Source organism: Amycolatopsis sp. NBC_01307, assembly GCF_035975215.1.
Taxonomy (GTDB): Bacteria; Actinomycetota; Actinomycetes; order Mycobacteriales; family Pseudonocardiaceae; genus Amycolatopsis.
Genome location: NZ_CP108403.1, coordinates 1,968,273 through 1,989,502, shown reverse-complemented (window position 1 = coordinate 1,989,502; position 21,230 = coordinate 1,968,273). Strand labels below are relative to the sequence as shown.

The 21,230-nt window shown below is 72.5% G+C and carries 18 protein-coding genes; 7 read left to right on the top strand and 11 right to left on the bottom strand.

Features of this window, described 5'->3' with window-relative positions:
- Positions 1-70 precede the first annotated feature (70 nt).
- Positions 71-892: a class I SAM-dependent methyltransferase gene (locus OG439_RS08515; RefSeq protein ID WP_326948820.1), complete on the top strand. Its 822-nt coding sequence runs from the start codon at positions 71-73 to the stop codon at positions 890-892.
- Positions 893-1,082: 190 nt separating this feature from the next.
- On the top strand, positions 1,083-4,253 hold the full coding sequence (locus OG439_RS08510; protein ID WP_326948819.1) for a TIM-barrel domain-containing protein: 3,171 nt from the start codon (positions 1,083-1,085) through the stop codon (positions 4,251-4,253).
- Positions 4,254-4,348: 95 nt separating this feature from the next.
- Here OG439_RS08510 and OG439_RS08505 read toward each other — a convergent pair whose 3' ends face one another.
- The 8 genes from OG439_RS08505 to OG439_RS08470 all read right to left on the bottom strand — a co-directional run bounded on the left by OG439_RS08505 (position 4,349) and on the right by OG439_RS08470 (position 12,110).
- Complete coding sequence (locus tag OG439_RS08505; RefSeq protein ID WP_326948818.1) at positions 4,349-5,191, bottom strand: SDR family NAD(P)-dependent oxidoreductase; 843 nt, start codon at positions 5,189-5,191, stop codon at positions 4,349-4,351.
- Positions 5,192-5,262: 71 nt separating this feature from the next.
- The gene (locus OG439_RS08500) at positions 5,263-6,264 is read right to left on the bottom strand and encodes a proline racemase family protein (RefSeq protein WP_326948817.1); all 1,002 of its coding nucleotides are present in this window, start codon (positions 6,262-6,264) and stop codon (positions 5,263-5,265) included.
- A complete protein-coding gene (locus OG439_RS08495; protein ID WP_326948816.1) occupies positions 6,264-7,175 on the bottom strand; it encodes a dihydrodipicolinate synthase family protein in 912 nt (303 codons plus the stop codon). Before OG439_RS08495 ends, OG439_RS08500 begins: the two co-directional genes overlap by 1 nt.
- Positions 7,162-8,550 (bottom strand): FAD/NAD(P)-dependent oxidoreductase, encoded by a 1,389-nt coding sequence (locus OG439_RS08490; protein ID WP_326948815.1) that lies wholly within the window; start codon positions 8,548-8,550, stop codon positions 7,162-7,164. Before OG439_RS08490 ends, OG439_RS08495 begins: the two co-directional genes overlap by 14 nt.
- The gene (locus tag OG439_RS08485) at positions 8,547-8,810 is read right to left on the bottom strand and encodes a (2Fe-2S)-binding protein (protein ID WP_326948814.1); all 264 of its coding nucleotides are present in this window, start codon (positions 8,808-8,810) and stop codon (positions 8,547-8,549) included. Before OG439_RS08485 ends, OG439_RS08490 begins: the two co-directional genes overlap by 4 nt.
- Positions 8,807-9,973, bottom strand: a complete 1,167-nt coding sequence (locus OG439_RS08480) for an NAD(P)/FAD-dependent oxidoreductase (protein ID WP_326948813.1) — start codon at positions 9,971-9,973, stop codon at positions 8,807-8,809. Before OG439_RS08480 ends, OG439_RS08485 begins: the two co-directional genes overlap by 4 nt.
- A gap of 50 nt (positions 9,974-10,023) precedes the next feature.
- Positions 10,024-10,629: an XRE family transcriptional regulator gene (locus OG439_RS08475; RefSeq protein WP_247050981.1), complete on the bottom strand. Its 606-nt coding sequence runs from the start codon at positions 10,627-10,629 to the stop codon at positions 10,024-10,026.
- A 71-nt stretch (positions 10,630-10,700) separates the two neighbouring features.
- Complete coding sequence (locus tag OG439_RS08470) at positions 10,701-12,110, bottom strand: aminopeptidase P family protein (protein WP_326948812.1); 1,410 nt, start codon at positions 12,108-12,110, stop codon at positions 10,701-10,703.
- Positions 12,111-12,206: 96 nt separating this feature from the next.
- On the opposite strand from OG439_RS08470, the gene OG439_RS08465 reads away from it, so the two are divergent.
- Positions 12,207-13,190 (top strand): LysR family transcriptional regulator, encoded by a 984-nt coding sequence (locus tag OG439_RS08465; RefSeq protein WP_326948811.1) that lies wholly within the window; start codon positions 12,207-12,209, stop codon positions 13,188-13,190.
- Between the two features lie 3 nt (positions 13,191-13,193).
- On the opposite strand, the gene OG439_RS08460 is transcribed toward OG439_RS08465, so the two are convergent.
- On the bottom strand, positions 13,194-13,706 hold the full coding sequence (locus tag OG439_RS08460) for a bifunctional nuclease family protein (RefSeq protein ID WP_326948810.1): 513 nt from the start codon (positions 13,704-13,706) through the stop codon (positions 13,194-13,196).
- 194 nt (positions 13,707-13,900) lie between these two features.
- Between OG439_RS08460 and OG439_RS08455 the strand changes: the two genes are divergently transcribed.
- Positions 13,901-14,374, top strand: a complete 474-nt coding sequence (locus OG439_RS08455) for an SRPBCC family protein (protein ID WP_247050976.1) — start codon at positions 13,901-13,903, stop codon at positions 14,372-14,374.
- A gap of 80 nt (positions 14,375-14,454) precedes the next feature.
- Positions 14,455-15,861: an MFS transporter gene (locus OG439_RS08450; RefSeq protein ID WP_326948809.1), complete on the top strand. Its 1,407-nt coding sequence runs from the start codon at positions 14,455-14,457 to the stop codon at positions 15,859-15,861.
- Between the two features lie 24 nt (positions 15,862-15,885).
- On the opposite strand, the gene pdxR is transcribed toward OG439_RS08450, so the two are convergent.
- The gene (gene pdxR / locus OG439_RS08445) at positions 15,886-17,295 is read right to left on the bottom strand and encodes a MocR-like pyridoxine biosynthesis transcription factor PdxR (RefSeq protein WP_326948808.1); all 1,410 of its coding nucleotides are present in this window, start codon (positions 17,293-17,295) and stop codon (positions 15,886-15,888) included.
- Between the two features lie 81 nt (positions 17,296-17,376).
- Between pdxR and OG439_RS08440 the strand changes: the two genes are divergently transcribed.
- Positions 17,377-18,615, top strand: coding sequence for an MFS transporter (locus tag OG439_RS08440; RefSeq protein WP_326948807.1), 1,239 nt, complete (start codon positions 17,377-17,379; stop codon positions 18,613-18,615).
- Here the strand turns inward: OG439_RS08440 and OG439_RS08435 are convergent.
- On the bottom strand, positions 18,590-20,062 hold the full coding sequence (locus tag OG439_RS08435; protein WP_326948806.1) for a helix-turn-helix domain-containing protein: 1,473 nt from the start codon (positions 20,060-20,062) through the stop codon (positions 18,590-18,592). The two genes, OG439_RS08440 and OG439_RS08435, sit on opposite strands and share 26 nt — an antisense overlap.
- A 154-nt stretch (positions 20,063-20,216) precedes the next feature.
- Here OG439_RS08435 and OG439_RS08430 point away from each other — a divergent pair, with 154 nt between their 5' ends.
- Positions 20,217-21,230, top strand: coding sequence for an amidohydrolase family protein (locus tag OG439_RS08430; protein WP_326948805.1), 1,014 nt, complete (start codon positions 20,217-20,219; stop codon positions 21,228-21,230).

Sequence of the window (21,230 nt, the reverse complement as noted above, 5' to 3'; positions counted from 1 at the left end):
CTTGATACCCAAACCTCCGGCCGGGAAACGCGCTATCCGGGTGGGGATTGACCACCCTAGGCTGCACACCGTGATCGCTGGTGGCTGGGACTGGGATCCGTCGCTGTATTCCGGCAGCGCGGCGTACTACGCGCGCGGCCGCGCCGCCTATCCGGACGCCCTCGCGGAGGCGTTCACGGCCGAGCTGGGCCTCGACGGAACCGGCCGGCTGCTCGACGTCGGCTGCGGGCCCGGGTCGCTGACCTTGCTGTTGGCCGGCAAGTTCGGCGAAACCGTCGGCCTGGACGCCGATCCGGACATGCTCGCCGAGGCGGCCCGGCGCGCGGCGGACGCGGAGATCGGCACCTGCCGGTGGGTGCACCGGCGGGCCGAGGAGCTGCCCGCGGATCTGGGCGAATTCCGTTTGGTCACCTTCGCCCAGTCGTTCCACTGGCTGGACCGGCCGGCGGTCGCGGCGGCCGTGCACGGGATGCTGGCCGCCGGCGGCGTCTGCGCCCACGTCCACGCCACGACGCACCAGGGCGTCGATCCGGGAGACCAAGCACCGCCGCACGACGCGATCACCGATCTGGTGCGGCGGTACCTCGGCTCGGTGCGCCGCGCGGGCCAGGGCGTGCTCCCGGACGGCACGGCGGCGGGCGAGACGGAGATCTACCGCGCGGCCGGGTTCCACGGACCACGGCGGTTCGAGGTCCCGGGCCGGGTCGTCACGAAGGACGCCGACGCCGTCGTCGCCGCGGTCTTCTCGTTGTCCAGCGCGGCACCGCACCTGTTCGGCGACCGTCGCGAAGCGTTCGAGGCCGACCTGCGGCAGCTCCTGCACGAAGCCAACCCGGCGGGCGTCTTCACCGAGCGGCTGCGCGAGATCGCCGTCGACCTCTGGTGGCCCTGAGCCGTTCGGAGCACCGCGTACGGCCAGATCGCGGGACACAACCGGCCTGCCTATGGACAGCCGTCGAACGCCTGTGCTCTGATCACCACCACCAGATTTACAACGTTGTAAGCGGTCCCGGGAACGGAGCAGCCCGTTGGCATCGAACGGTTGGCGGAGGTCCTGCGCGGTCGTCGCGGTCCTGAGCACGGTGGCGGCCTTGACGGTCGCCGGATCCGGACCGGCGGCGGGCACGTCCCGGCCGCGAACGGTGTCCGCGGGCGACGCGCGCTTCCAAGTGCTCTCCCCCACCCTGATCCGGACCGAGTACGCCGCCGACGGCAAGTTCCTCGACCGCCCCACCTTCACCGCGATCGGCCGTGACGCGTTCGGGCCGACGTCGTTCAGCTCGACCACTTCCGGCGGCTGGCTGACGATCCGGACGAGCGCGGTCACCCTGCGGTACCAGCTCGGTTCGGGGCCGTTCACCGCGCAGAACCTCGTCGTGCAGGAGAACGCCGGCCCGGCGCCGGTCACCTCGACGCCGTGGCAGCGCCTGACGTGCGCGGCCGGCGCGCTGTGCGAGGCGGAAGACCTGCAGTACAGCGGGCTGGCCGTCGCCGCGGACCACACCGGCTACACCGGCGGCGGCTTCGTGGCCGGCTTCGAAGGCACCGGCAACTCGCTCTCCGCCGACGTCGACGTCCCCACGGCCGGCGCGTACCGCTTCGACACCCGCTACGCCAACGCCGTCGCCGGGGACGGCCAGCACGTCACGCGCACCCTGTCCCTGTCGGTCGACGGCGGCGCGAGCCGGACAGTCTCCTTGCCGGTGACCGCGGACTGGGACACGTGGAGCGTGGCGTCCGTCCCGCTGCAGCTCGCGGCGGGCCGGCACACGGTCACCCTGACGCGCGCGGCCGCGGATTCGGGCAACGTCAACGTCGACAGCGTCGCGCTCCTGAGCCCCGACGCAAGTTACCCGCCGGCGTCGGCGAAAGCGATGCTGGACTGCCGTTACGGCGTCGACTGCGAGGCGGAGTCCGCGCGCACCGCGGGCTCGGCGAAGCTCGCGTCCGACCACGCCGGGTACGCCGGCCAGGGCTTCCTCGCGGAGCTGAACCAGGGCTCGAGCCTGACCCAGCGCGTGGTCGCCGTGCCCGCCGACGGCGCGTACTCGCTGCAGGTGCGTTACGCCAACGGCGTCGGCGGCGACGGCCTGCACCAGACGCGCACCGCGACGGTCTCGGCCGGCGGCGCCACGCAGGTGCTTTCCCTGCCCGCGACGGACAACTGGGACACCTGGGGCACCGCGTCCGTCCCGGTCGCGCTCAAGGCCGGCACGAACGACGTCACCCTCGGCTGCCCCGACCCCGCCAGCTGCCACGTCAACCTCGACACCCTCGCGGTGACGCCCGCCGGGGCACCCGCGCCGGCGCCGCACCTCGCGCTCGGCGGCTACCGCCGCGGCCTCGACGGCGTGAACGGCGACAACGGCGACCCGAAGACGGTCCCCGGGCTGCTCTACCGCGACGGCTGGTACCTCCTCGACGACACCGTCTCGGCGGTCTACGACCAGCGGGCCGGCAAGCCGACCCCGCGCGGTGACCACGGCGGCAAGCCGTACCGCGACGGCTACGTCTTCGGGTACGGCCACGACTACCAGCGGGCGCTGGGCGACCTGGCCACCCTCACCGGGCCGCCGGAGCTGCTCCCCCGCTGGGCCTACGGCGTCTGGTACTCGGAGTACATCGACCGCACCGCGGCGGACTACGAGAACACCATCCTGCCGCGGTTCCGCGCGGAGGGCGTCCCGCTGGACGTCCTGGTCACCGACACCGACTTCAAGGCGCCCGACACGTGGAACGGGTGGGATATCGATCCCGCGAAGTTCCCCGACCCGAAGGCGTTCTTCGACTGGTCCGCGGCGCAGGGCCTGCACAACACGTTCAACACGCACCCGAGCATCCGGAGCACCGACCCGCAGTTCGCCCAGGCGCAGGCGACGGCCAAGGGCAAGCTCACGAAGACGGCCAACTGCGGGTCCGGCGGGGGCGGCGGCGGCTGCTACTCCTTCGACTGGGGCGACCCGAACCAGCTCAAAGCCTACCTGGACCTGCACAAGACGATGGACCGCCAGGGCGTGGACTTCTGGTGGCTGGACTGGTGCTGCGACGGCTCGCAGTCCTCTTTGGACGGTGTGACGCCGGACGCGTGGATCAACCAGCAGTACGCCGACGACGCGGACCGCGCGATCGGCCGCGGCTTCGTCATCTCCCGCGCCTACGGTTCGCTGCAGTCGGGCGGCTACGGCAACCCGGCCGCCGTGCCGACCGGCCCGTGGGCCGACAAGCGCTCGGCGATCCACTTCACCGGCGACACGTCGTCCACCTGGGGCACGCTGCGCATGGAGGTCGGCTACACCCCCGGCGAGGCGGCCGCGACCGGGATGTCCGCGGTCAGCCACGACATCGGCGGGCACAACGACACCACCGGCCTGCCCGGCTCCGAGACCTACGACGGCGGGCGCACCAAGAAGCTGCCGGACGACCTGTACGCGCGCTGGGTGCAGCTCGGCACGTTCCAGCCCATCGATCGCCTGCACAGCAACCACAGCGACCGGCTGCCGTGGCAGTACGGGCCCGAGGCGAAGGCGTCGGCGACGAAGTTCCTCAACCTGCGCGAGAACCTCGTGCCCTACACCTACACACTCGCCCAGCAGGCGGCCACGACCGGCATCCCGGTGACCCGGCCGCTCTACCTCGACTACCCCGAGGAGCCGAACGCCTACCAGCTGGCCGGCAGCGAATACCTGTACGGGCCGGACGTGCTGGTCGCGCCGGTCACCACCCCGGGCACGACCGCGACCACGAACGTCTGGTTCCCGCCGGGTCAGTGGACGGACTACTTCACCGGCAAGACCTACGCCGGCGGCACGACCCAGGCGGTCACCACCGACCTGAGCACGATGCCGGTGTTCGTCAAGGCGGGCGGGATGGTGCCCAGCCGGACCAGGAACGTCACCGACGACGTCCGCAACCCGCTCGACGCCCTGACGCTCACCGTCGCCGAAGGCGCGTCGAGCACGTTCACCCTCTACGACGACAACGGCAGCAGCGGCCGGAGCGCGACCACCAAGGTCCGCTACAGCGCGGGCAACCACACCGTGCGGATCGACCCGTCCGACGGCTCTTTCCCCGGCCAGGTACGGGATCGCCGGTGGACGGTCACGTTCCTCGGGGCCACCGCACCGAAGACGGTCACGGCCGGCGGTGACCGGCTACCGGCCAGCGCGTACCACTGGGACGCTGTAACGCACACCCTGACCGTCACGCTCCCGCCGCGGAGCGTCCACGCGCCGGTGACGGTCGCCTACCGGTGAGTAGACTGTGCCGACAGCGGGGTCGTCATGAAGGTGTAGTCGCCGGCCGGGCGCTGACGGCGTCCAGGCTGTCTTCGAGCACGGTCTCTTCATTCCTAAGCGACATCAGGGAAGTCGGCACCACGGGACACGGCCTCATCCGCGCGGACGGCGTCGAGGGTCTTTTGCAGCTTCGACGTGACCTTGTCGAAGGCCGGGCCGCCGAGGACGAGCCGGTGCGGCGGGTCCGGCCGTTCCATGGCCGCCAGCACCGCGCGCACGCCGCGGGCGGGATCGCCCGGCTGACGGCCATCCTGCTCGACGAAGGCGGTGCGCACGGCGTCGAGCAACGGCGCGTAGGCGTCGACGGTCTCGCGGACCGGCTCGGCCGAGAAGCCGGCGTAGGCGTGCGTCCGAAAGGCCCCGGGCTCGACCAGGAGAACCTTGACCCCGAACGGCTCGACCTCCTGGCGCAGCGCGTCGGACAGGCCTTCGACCGCGAACTTCGCCGCGCTGTAGTAGCCGAAGCCCGGGACGGCGTCCATCCCCGCGGCCGACGACATCGTGACGACCCAGCCGGAGCTGCGGGCGCGCATGCCCGGCAGCACCTCGCGCAGCACGGTCACCACGGAGAAGAAGTTCAGCTCGAACGAGGCGCGCACGACGTCGTCGCCGGTGCCCTCGACCGAGCCGTACCAGCCGCGGCCGGCGTTGTTGACCAGCACGTCGATCTCGCCGAAGCGTTCGCGCGCCGCGGCGACGGCCCGCCGGACCTCATCGGGCGCGGTGACGTCCAGCCGCACGGCGTGGGCGCGATCGCCGTGCTCGGCGACCCATTCCTTCAGTTCCTCGGGACGCCGGGCCGTCAGCACAACCCGATCGCCCGCTTCGAGCGCGGCGTCGGCGTACGCCATGCCGAACCCGCCCGGCGTGCCGCCGGTGATGAACCAGTTCCTCATGTACCCACCTCCACTACAGACGCTATAGAGTTTACTATAGCACCGTGTAGCTTCACGGTCGAGACGTCAGCTCACAGGACGAACCCGGTCGGGAACGGGTCGGCCGGATCGAGCAGGTAGGTCGCGGTGCCGGTGATCCACGCGCGGCCCGAGAACTCCGGCACCACCGCGGGCACGCCGCCGACCGTGGTCTCGGCGACCAGCTCGCCGGTGAACTTCGTGCCGATGAACGAGCTGTTCTCGAACGGCGTGTGCAGCGGCAGCTCGCCGCGCGCGTGCAGCTGCGCCATCCGCGCCGACGTGCCGGTGCCGCACGGCGACCGGTCGAACCAGCCCGGGTGGATGGCCATGGCGTTGCGCGACGCGCGGGCGTCCGACCCCGGGGCGAGGAACTGGACGTGCTTGCAGCCGCCGATCAGCGGGTCGGCCGGGTGCTTCGGCGGCCGCTGCTCGTTGATCGCGTCCATGATGGACAGCCCGGCCTTCAGGATCCTTTCCTTCTCCGCTCGTTCGAACGGAATGTCCAGTGTGGACAGGTCGAGGATGGCGTAGAAGTTCCCGCCGTAGGCCAGGTCGTAGCGCACCTCCCCCAGCCCGGGCACGTCCACGACGGCGTCCCGCTCGGCCAGGAACGACGGCACGTTGCGGAGTTTGACGCGCTCGGCATGGCCGTCGCGCACGGTGACCTCGGCGTGCACGAGCCCGGCGGGGGTGTCGAGGCGCACGACGGTCGTCGGCTCGGTGACCGCGACCATGCCCGTCTCGACCAGCACGGTGGCGACGCCGATCGTGCCGTGGCCGCACATCGGCAGGCAGCCGGAGACCTCGATGTAGACGACGCCCCAGTCGGCGTCCGGGTGGCACGGCGGCTGCAGGATCGCGCCGCTCATCGCGGAATGGCCACGGGGCTCGTTCATCAGGAACAGCCGCAGGTCGTCGAGGTGCTCCAGGAAGTACCGGCGGCGTTCGGCCATCGTGTCGCCCGGGATGACGGCGACGCCACCGGTCACGACCCGCGTCGGCATGCCCTCGGTGTGCGAGTCGACGGCGGTGATCGCGCGCGAGGACCGCATCACGCCACGCCCAGCGCACTCAACGCGCGGTTCATGTCTGCCTCGACCTGCGCGCGGTTCTCGTCGGTGAGCGGCCCGCGCGGCGGGCGGCACGGGCCGCCGTACCGCCCGACCAGGTCCATGCCCAGCTTGATGGCCTGGACGAACTCGGTGCGCGAATCCCAGCGGAACGCGGCCACCAGCGGCTCGTAAAGCGCTTTCGCCTCGGTGAGCTTGCCGGACGTCGCCAGGTCGAACAGGCGCGCCGACTCGGCCGGGAAGACGTTCGGGAAGCCGGCGAACCAGCCGGTGGCGCCCATCAGCAGGCTCTCCAGCACGACGTCGTCGGCGCCGCTGACCACGGCCAGCTCCGGTGCGCGTTCGCGGATCTCCAGCACGCGCCGGACGTCACCGGAGAACTCCTTGACGGCCACGACGTTGTCGATCCGCGCGATCTCGGCGAGCAGGTCGGGCGTGAGGTCGACCTTGGTGTCGAAGGGGTTGTTGTAGACCATCACGGGCAGCCCGACCGAGGCGACGGCCTCGAAGTGGGCCAGCACTTCGCCGCGGTTGGCGCGGTAGAGCGTCGGCGGCAGGCAGAGCACACCGTCGGCGCCGTCCTCGGCGGCGGCTTCGGCCCACTGTTTTGCTTGGTGCGCACCGGGCCCGTGGACGCCGACGACCACGATCCCGTCGTCCCCGACGGCCTCGATCGCGGTGCGGGCGACGCGGCGGCGTTCGACGTCGGTGAGCGAGGAGTACTCGCCGAGGGAGCCGTTGGGCCCGACGCCGCGGCAGCCGTTGGCCACCAGCCAGCGGCAGTGCTCGGCGTAGGCGTCGTAGTCGACGGCGAGGCCGGCGGGGGCCGCGTCGTCCGGCCGGTAGGGCAGCGCGGTGGCGACGACGACGCCACCGAGGTCACGGGTGCTCATGGGGCTCCTTGGGTTCGTGCTCGTGCTCGGGCTCGGCGAGTTCGCCGAGCCGGATCGGCTGGGCGATCGGACGGTGATGGCGTTCGGTACCCCCGCAGAGTTCGGCGACGGCCGGGCCGCACATCCGGCCCTGACACGGTCCGAGCCCGGCACGGGTGCCGAGCTTCAGCGCGTGCGAACCGGCTCGAACGGGATCACTCGCGGCCTTGCGCAGATCGGCAACCGTGGTCTCCTCACAACGGCAGACGATCGTGTCGGGCCGCAGCCACCCGGACCAGCCGTCGCCGATCGGATGGGCCGCTGCCAGCCTCTTGGCGAACTCCCGGGCGTGATCCCGGGCGCGACGCAGGCCCCGATCCGGCCCGCCTCCCGCAGCCGCGTGCCCCGCGACCGCCCCCTCGGCCGCGGCGGCGATCGCCCCGCCGATCCCGGTGATCTCCCCGGCGACGAAGACGCCTGCCACGGTGGTGCGCTGCTCGTCGTCGACCCGCACGAAGCCGCCGTCAAGCACACAACCCGCGGCGACGGCGAGTTCGGGCTGCGGGACGAAGCCGTGCCCGACGCAGACCGCATCGACCTGGTAGATCCGTTCGGTGCCGGGGATGACCGACCAGTCGGGGTTGAGCCGAGCGGTCACGACCTCACGGACCCGGTCGTCCCCGCGGGCTTCGATGACGGCGCGGCCCATCCGGTACGGCACGCGATGCCGGGCGAGCGTGGCGGCATAGCGGAGGAGTTCGGTGGCTTTGGTTAGGTGACGCGCCAACCGCCACGGCTGCCTGGACCATCCTTTTCGGACAGTCGCGTTGGGATTGGCCTCCAGTATCGCGACGACCTCAGCCCCGACGCCCAGCAGCGACTCGGCAACGGGCAGCAGAAACGGCCCACTCCCGGCGACAAGCACCCGCCGCCCGACGGCGACACGCTCACCTTTGGCAAGGGCTTGCGCCGCACCGGCGGTGAAGACGCCCGGAAGTTGCCAGCCGGGAAAGGGCAGAGTCCGGTCGTGCGCACCGGTGGCCAGAACAAGCGCATCGGGGGCGAGGACGTGCCGCTCCCGGGCGGAACCGTCGGCGGGACCCCGAAGCACGTGAACCCGAAGCGCGAGATCGGCTTCCAAACGAACGAGAGCCCAGACCGTGCTGTTCGGCCACCACCGGCACCTCGGGTGTTCCAGCACCCGCCGCCGCTGCGCGAAATCGGCCCCGTCGTGCGGCTTTCGGGTCTCGTACGCCTCCGGCAGCGTTCGGTGGTATTGCCCGCCCGGGACCTCGGCCTGGTCAAGTACCGTGACCTCCGCACCAGCCCGCAGCGCCTGTTCGGCCGCGGCCAAGCCCGCGGGGCCCGCGCCGATGACGACCACGTGGCGGGTCATGACTTCTCCTGGCGGGTCTGGGTGCGGATCTCGTCACCGTCGGTTGCGCGGCGGCGGCAGGCTCGGACGTCCGGGACTCCGTTCACCGTCAGCACGCAGTCGAAACACGCGCCGATGCCGCAGAACACGCCCCGTGGTGCGCCCGATCGCGTGGTGCGCCACGACAATCGGCCCGACGCCAGCAGGATTCCTGCCACCGTCTGGCCTTCGATGCCCGAAAGCGGCTCGCCGTCCACCACAATGCGGATCGGGCGGCTCATGCCAGCACCGCCGGACGGTCCACCGTGAACTCCTCCACCGGGCAAGAAGGGGCAACTCCGGTCAGCATCTCCCGCAGCAGCAGCGCCGTCCCCACGCTCAGGCCGATGCCCGCCCCCTCGTGGCCGGTCGCGTGCCACAGGTTCGGCAGCCTCGGATCGGGGCCCAGCACCGGCAGGTGGTCGTCCACGTACGGCCGGAACCCGCCGTACGCGCGCATCACCGCCGCGTCCGCCAGCGCCGGGAACAGGCGCAGCGCCTTCGCCGCGATCGCGCCCAGCACGTCCGGCCGGAGCGTGTCGTCGAACCCCACCTGACGCCGCGACGAGCCGATCAGCACCGTGCCACCCCACGTCGACTCCACGACGGCGGACGTCTGCAGCTCGCCGCTGTCCGCCCCGACCGCGCCGACGTAGTCCGCGTCGTACACCTTGTGCCGCACCACTCCCGGCATCGGCGTGGTCACCAGCACCTCACCCCGCCGCGGCCGGACGGCGATCGGGGCACCGAGCCGCGCGGACACGATCCCGGCCCACGGGCCCGTCGCGTTCACCACGACGTCGGCGTCGATCACCTCGCCCGGGACGCGGACGCCGGTGATCCGCCCGCCGGTCACGACCGCGCCGATCACCTCGGTGTCCGCCCGCAGCCGGGCGCCGTGCGCGAGGGCCGAGCCCAGCAGCGCCAGTGTCGCGCCGGCCGGCTGCACCTGCGCGTCCTCCGGGTAGTGGACGGCCGCGACGACCGACCGGGTCAACGCGGGCTCGAGAGCAGCCACTTCAAGAGCAGTCAACGACTTCGTGACTACTCCGGCGGCGGACTGCGTCTCGGCGAACGCCGTGAGCGCGGCGGCGCCGGCCGACGTGGTGGCGACGACGATGCCGCCCTTGGCGTCGAACTCCGTCGCGGCCGCGGCACGCGGGTCGTCGGCTGCGATCTCGGCGACGACGCGCGGCCACAGCCGGGCCGACAGCCGCGCGAGCGCCAGCTCGGCACCCGGCCCCTTGTCGGAGACGAGCACGTTGCCTTCGCCGTGCGAAGTGGTCCCGCCGGCCGGCCGGCCCCGGTCCACGACCACGACGTCGAAGCCGGCCAGGCTCAGCTCCCGGGCGCACGCGGCACCGACGACCCCGGCCCCGAGCACGACCACCCGCGTTCCGTTCATCGATCCTCCGCGTTCGTCAAACCGAACGCTAGGTTCTCGGACGGACCGTGTCAACGCCCGGTCGGCAGCACCGGGTGCGGGCGGCCGTCGAGCCGTTCGTCCGCGCGGTACTGCAGCAGCAGCACCGAGTGCACCGGGGCCGCCAGCGCGGTGTAGCAGTGCGGCTCGCGGGCGTCGAACGCGACGTAGTCGCCGGGGCCGGCGTCCACCGTCCGGCCGGCCACCTCCACGCGCAGGCTGCCGGTCTGCACGATGGTGTGCTCGATCCCGACGTGCCCCTGCGACCGCTGCGGCGCGTCCCCGCGCACGACCTGGTCGTAGACCTCGAAGACGCCGTCGCCGGTCTCGATCCGGCGCAGCGGGCGCAGGTCGACGCCCTCGCCGCGGAGCACTTCGACCTCGGCCGCCCGCACCACCGTGAGCGCGCCGCCCGCCCGCTGGTCGAGCAGGTCGGAGATGGCCACCTCGAGCACCCGCGACAGGCTGAACACGGTCTCGATCGTCGGGTTCCCGCCGCCCGACTCCAGCTGCGAGAGCGTGGCCTTCCCGATCCCCGACCGGCGGGACAGCTCGGACAGCGACAGCCCCCGTGCCGTCCGCGCGGCCCGCAGGTTGACGGCCAGCATGTCCCGGATCGACGGCGTCGAGTCCTCCACCGCAGCTCCCTTTCGTTCGGCAAACCGTACGATCGGCCCGGCGAATCGTTCGCTTTACCGATCGGACGTCATCATGCCACGCGGACCCAGGCCTCGACCTCCTCGGCCGTGGAGGGGAACGCCGAGGACAGCAGCTCGTACCCGGCCGCCGTGACCACGACGTCGTCCTCGATGCGCACGCCCAGGCCGCGCAGCTCGGGCGGCACCGTGAGGTCGCCGGCGTGGAAGTACAGGCCGGGCTCGACGGCCAGCGCCATCCCTTCGGCCAGCGGCCCCGCCCGGTAAGCCTCCGGGCTCGCGGCGGCGCAGTCGTGCACGTCCAGCCCGAGGAAGTGGCCGGTGCCGCAGACGATGTACCGGCGGTGCTGCTGCCCGTCGGGCGAGAGCGCCTCGTCCACCGACACCGGGAGCACGCCCCAGTCGTGCAGCCCCTTCGCGAGCACCCCCAGCGCGGTCGTCTGGAACGCGGCGAAGTCATTGCCCGCGCGAACCTCGGCGAGCGCGGCGACGTGGGCCGCGTGCACCAGGTCGTAGACGTCGCGCTGGGCCGCGGTGAACTTCCCGGAGACCGGGAACGTGCGGGTGATGTCGGCGGTGTACAGCGAATCCAGCTCGACGCCCGCGTCGAGCAGCACGACGCTGTCCTCGGCCACCGGCCCGTCGCAACGCGTCCAGTGCAGCACCGGCGCGTTCCGCCCGGCCGCGACGATCGACGTGTACCCGGGGCCGGTGCCCTCGGTGCGGGCGCGCCGGTCGAACGTGCCCTGCAGCCAGCGTTCCCCGCCGCCGCGCACCGCCTCCGGGAGGGCGGCGAGCACGTCGGCGAACCCGCGGGCGGTGGCGTCGACGGCGGCCCGCAGCTGGCCCACCTCCCAGTCGCCCTTGAGCCGCCGCAGCTCCGCGAGGACCGTGCGCAGCCGCTCGCTGTGGCCCTGGCCGTACGCGTCGAGCACCGGGTCGACCCCGGCGGCGACCAGCACCTGCGGGTGCCGGCCGCGCAGGCCGCGGGGCAGGTCCTCCAGCGGGCGGCACTCGAGGCCGAGCGCCTCGGCGTACGCGCCCGGCGTGGCCGCGGAGCCGACCCACAGCGGGCTGGTGTCGGCGTCGCCGATGAAGTCCGTCTCGTCCGGCTCGGCCGGGCGCGGGACGTAGAGCGTCGCGTGGTGGCTGTCGCCGGCCGGGGTCAGCACCAGGATCGCGCCTTCGCGCTGGCAGCCGGTCAGCCAGACGAAGTCGCTGTCGGCGCGGAAGCCGTGGAAGGTGTCGTTGGACCGCACCACGGCGCGGCCAGCCGCGAGCGCGATCCGGTGCCCGGGCAGCGCCGCGGACAGCCGGGCCCGGTGCGCGGCGGCGGCCTCGGCGGTGCCCGCCGGCACCTCGACGACGTCGGCGGCGGGCTCCCAGCTGTCGCGGATCCAGTTCCGGAACCCCTTCGCGTTCAGCAGCGCGCGCAGGTCGGGCCGGGTTCGGTCGCCGGTCATCGGCTCCCCTTCCAGGTAATAGCGGACAGGCTTTCGCACCGAGCCTCACACCGTGGACGCCCGGGCGGTAATGGCTCGCGGCGATAGACTCCGGCTATGGCCCTGGAGATCCGGCAGCTGCGGGCGATCTGCGCGATCGCCGAGGCGGGCAGCCTGTCGCAGGCGGCCGCCGCGCTGGGCGTGTCCCAGCCGTCGCTGACGTCCCTGCTGCAGCGCTTCGAGCGGCAGATCGGGACGCCGTTGTTCGTCCGCAGCCACACCGGCGTCACGCCCACCCCGGCCGGCGAGCAGACGCTGCGCCGGGCTTTGGTGCTGCTGCTGGACTTCGACCGGTTCGAGGCCGACCTGCTCGGCTCGACCGGCACCGGGCCGCTGCGGCTGGGATCGTCCCAAATGGACTGTCTGCCGACGTTCGTCGAGCGGCTGGACGACGCATTGCCCGGCGTCGAGGTGACCGTCCACTTGGAACCGTCGAGCGCGGTGCTGGCCCACTCGCTGGCGCGCGCGACCCTCGACGTCGCCGTCATCTCCATGTCGGACGACCAGGAGGTCCCGCTGGCCAAGCACCTCGGGCACCGGGTGCTGCTCCCCTGGATCCCGGTCTTCATCGGCCTGCCCGCGCGCCACCGGCTGGCCGGGGCGACCGAGGTCGAGCTGGCCGACCTCGCGGACGACGCCTGGATCGGCCCGCCGGGCCCCGAGGACGGTTCGCTGACGTCGTTGCGCGCGGCGGCCCACCGCGCCGGGTTCACCCCGCGGATCCGCTTCGAGTGCCCGAACGGCGGCGGCCGTCAGCTGGTCGCGGCCGGCCAGGCGGTGCAGCTGGTCGAGCCGACCGCGCCCGAACAGCCCGGCATGGTCGTCCGGCCGCTGGCCGGCGACCCGATGCGGATGCGGCTGGTGCTGGCCTGGCGCAAGGAACGCGTCACGTGGGACCAGGCCGAGCAGGTCTACCGCGCGGCGATGACGTCCTACACCCGGCACGCGATGGCGCCGGGCCCGTTCCGGTCGTGGTGGACGCGCAGGCGGGACGAGCGGTCCTGGGACAGCCTGGTCGGCTACTTCGGCGACGGCAGCTGAGCGTCAGAGGTCGAAGTCCTCGGGCCGGATCCCGTCGAGCTCGGCGCGGAAGCGGGCGACCTCGGCCTCGGTGTCGAGCGCGTCGGTCGCCGGGCCCTCGGCCTCCTGCTCCACCTCGAGCTGCACCGACGCGACGTCGAGCACCTCCTCGGCGACCCGGATCGGCGCGCCCTGGCGCAGGCCGAGCGCGACCGCGTCGCTGGGCCGGGCCGACACGCGGGTGCCGTCGACGAGCACGAGGTCGGCGTAGAAGATGCCGTCGCGGACCTCGGTCAGCTCGACGGCCGCGACGCCTTGGCCGAACGCCGCGAGGACGTCGCCGAGCAGCTCGATCGTGCCGGGCCGCGGCTGCTCGATCTGCTCGCGCGCCCGCACCAGGGCCTCGGCCTCGCCGTAGCCGATCATGATCGCGAGCCAGCGGCGCGCCCCGTCCGGTTCGCGCAACAGCATCAGCGGGGCTTCCCCCGGCACCGGGACGGCCATCCCCACGACCTCGATCGGGATCACGCTGACCACCGCTCCCTCCGTGTAAGGACTCCCCCGCGCGCGAAGTACCCAGAAAGTCCGGGTTTACACCCTGCTTTCGGCCGCAACTTTTTCACCAACTCGGCCTACCGCGCCTGACCACCCTGAACAACCGGCTCTCCTGCGCTGCGGACAACGCCGGATCCCCTTGCCGGGTGGTGCCGGCCGCTGTCACCGTCACGGGTGTGGAGCCGACGATTTCGCGCAGCATCGACGTTCCGGTGGATGCGGCCACGGTGTGGTCGTGGGTCACCGACCTGCCGCGGATGGGCGAGCTGAGCCCGGAGAACGTCGGCGGCCGCTGGCTCGACGGCACCGGCCCGGCACTGGGCGCGCGATTCCGCGGCCGCAACCGCAACGGCGAGCTGCGCTGGTGGACGCGGGTGCTGGTGGTCGCCTGCGAGCCGGACCGCCGGTTCGCCTTCGACGTCCGGACGCCGCTCGGTTCGCGCGTGTCGCGGTGGGAGTACGTGCTGACGCCGACCGCGACCGGCTGCGTGGTCACCGAGAACTGGTACCGGATCGGCAGCTGGGTCGTGCGGAAGTTCATGGGGCCGAAGGTCACCGGCCGCGTCGACCGGCCCGGGTACAACGTCGAGTCGATCGAACACACCCTCGCGGCGCTCAAGGCGCGGGCAGAGCTGCGGGCCGCGGCGTGAGCTAGGTCGCTCCGAACTGGTCAGTCTCTTGTTGAAACTCACTGTCCCGGCTAGGTTGCTTTTTCAAACCTAGGAGGGTCATGACGGACATCGCGCCGAAGCCGGGACTCGTGCTGCTGGTCGTCTCGACGGCGGCGTTCCTGGCCAGCCTCGACACGTTCATCGTCACCATCGCCTTCCCCGGCATCCGGGCCGCATTCCCGGGCGACGACCTCGCGACGCTGTCGTGGGTGCTCAACGGCTACACGGTCCTGTTCGCCGCCTGCCTCGCGCCCGCCGGGCGGCTCGCCGACCGCTACGGCCGCAAGCGGCTGTTCCTCATCGGCGTCGCGGTGTTCACGCTCGCCTCGGCCGCGTGCGCGATCGCGCCGTCGATCCCCGTGCTGATCGGCTTCCGCGCGGTGCAGGCGATCGGCGCGGCCCTGGTCATGCCGACGTCGCTGGCGCTGCTGCTGACGGCGTTCCCGCCGCACCGGCGGCCGATGGCGGTCGGCGTCTGGGCGTCGGTGGGCGCGGCCGCCGCGGCGCTCGGCCCGCCGGTCGGCGGCCTGCTCGTCGAGGCCTCCTGGCGCTGGGTCTTCCTGGTGAACCTGCCGATCTGCGCGCTGACGCTGCTGGCCGGCCCGCGCGTGCTGCGCGAGTCCCGCGACACGAGCACCGGCGTCCCGGACCTGCTCGGCGCGGCCGGGCTCCTGGTCGGCGTCGGCGCGCTGGCCTACGCGCTGGTCGAAGCGCCCGACCGCGGCTGGGGCTCACCGGCCGTCGTGGCGGCGTTCGTCGTGGCCGTCATGGCGCTGGCGTGGGTGCCGCTGCGGTCGGCGCGGCACGCCGTGCCGGTGCTGGACCTGCCCGCGTTGCGCGTCCCGACGTTGTGGCTGGCGTGCGTGACGACCGGGGTGTTCGCCGCCGGGTTCGCCGCGATGCTGTTCGGCAACGTGCTGTTCCTGACGTCGATCTGGCACGACTCGGTGCTGCTGGCCGGGCTGTCGCTGGCGCCGGGACCGCTGATGGTGGTGCCGGTGTCGATCCTCGGCGGCCGGTTCGTGCACCGCTTCGGGCCGGGCCCGATCGTCGCGCTCGGCGGCGTCTCGTTCGGGCTGGGGGTGCTGATCTGGTTGCTGTGCATGGATTCCACGCGCGACTACGCGAGTGCGATGCTGCCGGGGCAGCTGCTGACGGGCATCGGCGTCGGCCTGATCCTGCCGTCGCTGTCCGGCGTCGTGGGCACGGTCCTGCCCGCGGCCCGCTGGGGCGCGGGGTCGTCGATGGTCAACACGACGCGGCAGATCGGCACGGTCCTGGGCACGGCGGTGCTGGTCGCGATCTTCGCGGGCACCCCGGACCTGACGGACTTCCGCCACGGCTGGCTCCTGATCCTCGCCACCGCGGTGGCGACGTCAGCCGGCGGCCTCCTCATCGCCGCGCGGCGCCGGACCGACCACCACGTCGAACCACCCAGCCCTGCCGCACCGGTCGTGAGTGTTTAGGGCGGTTAGAACCGCCCTAAACACTCACGAGACCCAGGCACGGTCCAACGCCGCGAGCCCGTCGTCGATCCGCTCCACGGGGATCGCGCCGTAGCCCAGCACCAGGCCCTGCCCGGGGTAGCCGCCGCAGAGGTCGGAGAGGGTCTGGACTTCCGCTCCGGCAAGGGAAGCGCGGGCCGCGACCGGCTCGAGGTCGTCGTCGGACAGGGCGCACAGGTGCAGGCCCGCCGCCGACGGGATCAGCCGCAGGCGGCCCGCGAACACCCTTTCCAACGTCGACGTGATCCGCTCGTGCCGCTCGGCGTACACCTTCGTCGCGCGGCGGATGTGGCGGGCGAACAGGCCTTCGTCGATGAACCGGGCCAGCGCGGCCTGCGCGGGCAGGTCGCCGTGCCAGTCCGAGAGCTGACGCGCGTGGCGCAGCGCGTCACGCAACGACGCCGGCGCGACCAGGAAACCCAGGCGCAGCATGGGAAGCAGCGTCTTGGAGAACGACCCCACGTAGGCGACGCGGCCGTCGCGATCGAGGCTCTGCAACGGCTCCAGGGGCCGGTCGGAGAACCGGAACTCGCTGTCGTAGTCGTCCTCGACGATCACGGCGTCCGCGCGCTCGGCCCACGCGAGCAGCGCCGTCCGCCGCGACAACGACATCGGCGTGCCGAGCGGGAACTGGTGCGACGGCGTGACGTACACCAGCCGCGTCCGCGGGGGCAGCGCGGCGACGTCGAGACCTTCGCCGTCCACCGGCACGCCGACGACTTCGGCGCCGTGGGACGCGAAGAGGTGCTTCGCCAGCCGGTAACCGGGTTCTTCGATCGCCACCCGGTCCCCCGGCACGAGCAGCACTCGGCACAGCAGGTCGAGCGCCTGCTGGGCGCCTTGGGTGACGAGGACGTCGTCCGCGTCGGCCCGCACCGAACGCGCGACACCGGCGTGCCGGGCGATCGCCGCGCGCAGACCCTCGTACCCGCCGGGGTCGACGTAGTGCGCGAAGCCGACGGCGTCCCGCAGCTCGCTCGCGAGCAGCCGCCGCCACGTCTCGAGCGGGAACAGCGCGGCGTCGGGGATGCCGACGCGGAAGTCGTACTCCGGCGCCCGCGCCACCGGAGCGACCGGCGGCGGCAGCGACCGCCACACCGCTTTGGGCTGCGGCCCGGCCCCCGAAGGCGCCTTGCGTGACCTGGTCCGCGTGGGAAGTTCCGCGCACACGTAGGTGCCGGCGCCGACGCGCCCGGCGAGGAACCCGTCGGCGGTCAGCCGGTCGTAGGCCACCGCGACGGTGTTGCGCGAGACGGCCAGCCGCCGCGCCAGCTCGCGCGTCGGCGGCAGCCGCTCGCCCTCGCGCAGCCGGCCGTCGAGGATGGCGTCGCGCAGCTGCCGGTAGATCCGGACGCTGAGGTCGCCACGCCCGGCCAGGCTGACGTGGAAGTCCATCCGGCGACCCTACATTGGCCCAGTGCACAAGGCCATAATTGGATCTGGGATCGGGCCAACCCGGGCCCTAACGTAACTCTCATGACGGTGACTCTGGAACGCCCCGCGAAGGCCCCGAAGACGGCGCCCGGACGGCTGCTCGCGGCCGCCCAGCTGGCCGGCTCGCTCGGCGACGGCGCGTTCCTGACCTGCTCGGTCCTGTTCTTCACCCGGATCGTCGGCCTGAGCCCGGCCCAGGTCGGACTCGGCCTCACGCTCGGCTGGGCCGTCGGCTCGGTCGCGGGCGTCCCGCTCGGGCACCTCGCCGACCGCCACGGCGCCCGCGGCTCCGCGGTGCTGCTCGCCCTGGCGACGACCGTGTCGATCCTCGCCTTCACGGTCGTCCGCTCGCCGCTGCTGTTCGTCCTGGCCGCCTGCCTCTACGGCAGCTGCCAGACCGGCCTCGCCGCCGCCCGCCAGGCGCTGCTGGCCGCGCTCGCCGACCCGGAACACCGCACGCGCATCCGGGCGCAGCTGCAGTCCGCGGGCAACGCCGGTCTCGCTGTCGGCGCCGGGCTGGGCGGGCTCGCGCTGTCGGCCGACACGGCGTCGGCGTACCTCACGGTCTTCGCGCTCGACGCCGTGAGTTTCCTGGTCACCGCGGCACTGCTCTGCGGACTCCCGACCGTGGCGCCGTCAGCGCTCCCCGAAACCGGCGAGCCGAAACTGGCCGTGCTGCGCGACCGGCCCTACGCCGTGGTGACGCTGCTGAACGCGATCCTGTTGCTGCGCATGCCGTTGCTGAGCGTCGCGATCCCGCTGTGGATCGTGGAACGCACCGCCGCACCGGGCTGGACGGTGTCCGCGCTGTTCGTGCTCAACACCGTCGTCGTGGTGGTGCTGCAGGTCCGCGTGGCCGGCCGGCTGGCGAGCATCGGCTCGGCGGCGCGGATGGTCCGCCGGTCCGGGGTGCTGCTGTTCGCCTCCTGCGTCGCCTTCGCGTTCTCGGCGCTGGGCACCTCGCCGTGGGTCGCGTTCGCGGTGCTGGTCGTCGGCGCGCTGGTGCAGGTGCTCGGCGAGATGCTGCAGTCGGCGGGCTCCTGGGAAATCGGCTTCGCGCTCGCGCCGGCCGACAAACAGGGCCAGTACCAGGGGTTCTTCGGCACCGGGGTGTCGGTGGCGCGCGCGATCGGGCCGGTGCTGCTGAGTACGGTCGTCATCGGCTGGGGCCTGCCCGGCTGGCTGCTGATGGGCGCGATCTTCCTGGCCGCGGGCTTCGCGATGGGCCCGGCGGTGCGCTGGGCCCACGACAACGCTACGACTTCAGCTGCCGCGCGTTGAGCCCGTACTGCGCCATCTTGCGGTAGACCGTCGCCCGGCCCACGCCGAGTTTCGCGGCCGCGTGCACCACCGTCGCGCCCGGTTCCGACAGGCACCGCACGATCTCGTCGCGTTCCAGGGCCTGCAACCGGCTCAGCCGGTGCCCCGTCCCGCTGAAGACCTCCGCGGGCAGGTGCGGGGTGTCGACGACGTCCGAGCGCGCGGCGGCTTCGCGCATCACGCGCCGAAGCTGCTTCGCGTTCTCCGGCCAGTCGTAGGCCATCAGCGCGCGCGACGCCGCCGACGTGAAGGTGACGTCGCGGCCGCGGTCCCGCCGGGCGAAGTGGTGCGCCAGCGGGAGGACGTCGTCGGGGCGGAACCGCAGCGCCGGCACCTCTACGACGCGGTCGACCAGCGGGCTCAGCGCCGCGGGCAGCGCGTCGGCGTCCTCCGCGGTCAGCACGAACGGGACCGGGCCGCCCGCGTGCCGCGCCTCGGTGAACAGCCGCGCCAGCTCCCCCGCTGCCCACGCGGGCAGCGCGTCCACGCCCGACACGATCACGCATGTGTCGTCCTTCGTCAGTTCGGGCGTCCAGAGCGTGAGCCACGTGTCGACGTCGTCGGGTGCGGGCGGGCGCGCGTTGAGCACGCGGTCGCGGGGCCGCACCTCCCGGTGCGCGAGCGACGCCAGCGCCGTCTTGCCCGCGCCCGGCTCGCCGACGACGGCGACGACCCGGCCGCCGGTCAGCGCCGCCCGCGTCTCGGCGACCGCCGTGGTCCAGGCGGGTGAGAGCCGCGGCAGGTCACCGGGGTCGACGCGGTCGGCGTACACGCGGAACACCTCGCCGCGCGGGGTCGGGCGGGCGATCCGGCCGGACGCGCGGGCCAGCATCAGCGCCGCGGTGTTCCCGGCCGCGGCCTGGGCCAGCGCCAGCAGCAGCTCGGACGACTGCTCCGACCACGTCGTCAGGTTGACGCTCCCGGCGAGCGTGCCGGTGATCGGGTCCAGCACCGGGACCGCCGCGCACGTGTAGCCACGCAGGTCGGTGCAGTAGTGCTCGCCGCCGCGCACCAGCGACGGCGCGCGGTCGGCGAGCGCCAGGCCGAGCCCGTTGGTGCCCGCGTTGCGCTCGGCGTAGTAGAAGCCGGGCGCCAGGTGCACCTTGTCGAGCGAGCGGCTGATCGAGACGTCCGTGCACAGCCGGCTCAGCACCAGGCCTTCGCTGTCGGTGATCATCAGGCTGATCGGCTCGTTGGCCAGGGTCGCCTGCAGGCCGCGCAGCACCTCGGTGCCGCATTCGTAGAGCAGCGAACCGGTGTCGACCGCGCCCGAGAACACCGGCAGGACCTCGTCCTCGGGCACGCCGTAGCGCACGCTGCGCTGCCAGGACGCCCGCAGCCGGGGCGCGATGGCGGCGGCCCCGCGCACGTCGAACGACCGCGTGACCTGCACCTGCGGGTTCTCCACCTCGACCTCCGCTGCGTCGGACTCCCCCCAGGCTAGGGCCGCCGGCCGCGCCCGCCTGTCTCATATCGAGACACCGGGTGGGTCCCTGACCAGGGTCGACGTGCCTACCGTCGCCAGCACGGGCCAACGGCGGTCACGAACGCGGAGGACGCACATGTACAGCAAGGACGGCGAAAACTACTTCATCGTGGACGCCCACGTGGCGCTCTGGGACGCGCGCCCGGAGAACCAGCGCAACATCCACGGCAAGCAGTTCATCGACTGCTTCTACGACTACCACCGCAACCTCAGCCCGGAGTCCGAGGTGTGGCCGTACGAGGACTACCTCTACCAGGGTGGCGACCGGCTGGTGAAGGACCTGTTCGAAGACGGCTACGTCGACCACGCGATCTTCCAGCCCGCTCACCTGGGCGCGTTCTACCACAACGGTTTCGGCCAGACCGAAGAAGCTTTCGCGCTGACGCAGAAGCACCCGGGCAAGCTGACCTACAACCACAACTTCGACCCGCGGCTCGAACAAGCGGGCCTCGACCAGTTCCGGCGTGACGCCGAACGCTTCGGCCTCAAGGGCGTCAAGCTCTACACCGCCGAGTGGCAGGGTGACTCGCGCGGTTACAAGCTGAACGACCCGTGGACGTACAAGTACCTGGAAGCCTGCCAGGAACTGGGCGTCAAGAACATCCATGTCCACAAAGGACCGACGATCCGGCCGCTGGACCGCGACGCCTTCGACGTCGCCGACGTCGACCACGCGGCCACCGACTTCACCGACCTGAACTTCGTCGTGGAGCACTGCGGGCTGCCGCGGCTGGAGGACTTCTGCTGGATCGCCACGCAGGAGCCGAACGTGCACGCGGGGCTCGCCGTCGCGATGCCGTTCATCCACACCCGGCCCAAGTACTTCGCGCAGATCATCGGCGAGCTGCTGTACTGGCTGGACGAGGACCGCATCCAGTTCTCCAGCGACTACGCGATCTGGACGCCTCGCTGGTTGGTCGAGCGGTTCGTCGACTTCCAGATCCCGGAGGACCTGCCCGAGTACGCGCCGCTGACCGTCGACCAGAAGAAGAAGATCCTCGGGCTCAACGCGGCGAAGATGTACGACATCCCGGTGCCGTCGGAGCTGCAGCTCGCGCCCATCGAGACGCAGGCCGTGTCGGTGGCCTGA